The following is a 2,142-nucleotide window of genomic DNA, read 5'->3' on the forward strand; positions in this document are numbered from 1 at the left end:
AGCATCGAACGCTCGCTCAGTGTTATTCCAGCTTTGTAGTAATGATTGCTCATGATTTAATAGCCCTGCTACGGTAGAAATAGGCTGAGTTTCATCGTCTAATAGTTTATCGAGCATGCACACAAACCGCTCACTAAGGGCCTCGATAAACGGCTTTGAATATACCGCAGTACTATAATTTAAATCACCGAAAACACCTGAATCGGCATTTTGTAACAGTAAGCTGATATCAAACTTTGCCACTTTATGAAGCGCTTTTATTTGTTCTTGTGGAACGGGCGCAAACAACTGTTGACTATCTTCGCTATTATTGGCGAACTGTTCTAGGCTAAACATCACTTGAAATAAAGGGTGTTGTGCGGGATCTCTGGTTAATTTGAGTGCATCGATCAGCTTATCAAACGGTAAGTCTTGATGGTTTTTAGCCTCAATGAGTGTTTGGTGTGTTTGCTTAATAAGTTCTACCCAATTTAACGCTGGGTTTGCAGATATCTTCAGTGGTAAACTATTTACAAGAAAGCCGACTAAGTTTTGAGTTTTAGAGTAATGGCGATTATCAGATGGAGTCCCAACAATGATTTCAGATTGATTACTTACTTTATTTAAAGTGAGTGCCCATGCGCTGATTAATACGACATATAAACTTGTTTCATGGCGCTGCGCGAGATCTTTTAGTTTATCTGAACGAGTTTTACCAAGCTGTATTGGGTGATCAGCACCTTGGTAACAAAACTCTTTAGGTCGATTTAAGTCGCTGTGCAATGTCAGTTGTTCAACACCATCAAATTGTGATACCCAGTAATCGAGCAGTTGCTCAAGCGTTTCACCTTCTAGGTGATTTCTTTGCCAATTGGCATAATCGCGGTAAGTTAACTCAACTGCAGGGAGTTGCACTTCTTTACCGGCTTCACGCATATAATATGCTTGATGTAGATCCCGCATAAATATCTCTGTAGACCAGCCATCAAAAGCAATGTGATGCCAAATGAATAGCAAGTATTGTTTCGTGTCTGTATGCCAAGCTAATACTCTAATACTTGCTTCATTATTTAAGTCGAAAGGCGTATGAATCGCTTCTTGTACTACAGCGTTTAAAGCATCATGTTCGTTATCTATTAAGCGACTTTGCAATTCTAGGGTGTAATCAATTAGGGTTTGATAGTCGCCGTTTTGATCGCTTTTAAAAACGGTTCTGAGTGCATCATGACGTGTTACCACATGCGTGATAGCTTGCTGCAATATATCGATAGAGGTATGGTCATCTAGCGCGACTAAATATGGAATATGATAGGCGCTGGTCCCTTGTTCGAGTTGTTCAATAAACAATAAGCGTTCTTGCGCAAAAGAAAGTGGTGCACGATTGAGCTCTGTTAGCTGGTTAAACAGCTGCTTAGAAAACACCTTCCGATGCTCTAAAAACTGCATTAGCTGAGGCTTGTGTGCTTTTAATTTACCAATCAATGCAGCATCAGGCGTGGTGTTTCCAAAAGATAACTCAAGACCACCATCTTGTAACCAGATTGATAGATTATTCTGCTTTAGCTCATTCAATAGCGACAACATAGTTATATCCTTATGCTATTTGTTTGTTCTTCAATATCTGAATTATTGGGTACGTCAATGTCAGGCCCTTGTGCTTGGGTATGACAATTATCAGCAATCGCAGCAACAGTTTTGTGTTCAAATAAAACGGTAATTGGAATTGATAATGACAGTGTTTTGTTACACTGGTTCATTAAACGGATTGCTGTAATTGAGTCGCCACCAAGGCGGAAGAAGTTATCTTCAATGCCGACTTGTTCAATTCCCAAAACCTCCTGCCAGATGTCACACAGTTGTTGCTCTAGCTCATTACGAGGTGCAACGTAGTTGTTCTCATCAGTGAAGGTGGGAGTAGGGAGCGCAGCTCTATTGAGTTTCCCGTTGCCAGTTAATGGCAGGTCTTCAATTATAGTGAAGCTACTAGGCACCATATATTCAGGCAGCTGCTGCGATAAACTGACGCGTAATTGTGCAATGTCTACTTCGTCAGCATTGTGCGGCACGATATAGGCAGCTAAAGCTTGGCCTGCATTGTGTGCTACATCAATCACCACCGCATTTTTAAGTTCAGGAAGTGCACTTAATACGGCACTTATCTCA

General features: G+C 40.9%; 2 protein-coding genes. Both read right to left on the minus strand.

The features are described from left to right. Positions 1-1,563 (minus strand): condensation domain-containing protein (locus J8L98_RS24300; RefSeq protein WP_210998637.1); only part of this gene is annotated, 1,563 nt, incomplete at its 3' end. A 2-nt stretch (positions 1,564-1,565) separates the two neighbouring features. Then, a partial coding sequence (locus J8L98_RS24305; protein ID WP_247682689.1) for a phosphopantetheine-binding protein occupies positions 1,566-2,142 on the minus strand: 577 nt, incomplete at its 5' end.

The organism is Pseudoalteromonas sp. MMG013 (genome assembly GCF_018100885.1).
Taxonomy (GTDB): domain Bacteria; phylum Pseudomonadota; class Gammaproteobacteria; order Enterobacterales; family Alteromonadaceae; genus Pseudoalteromonas; species Pseudoalteromonas aurantia.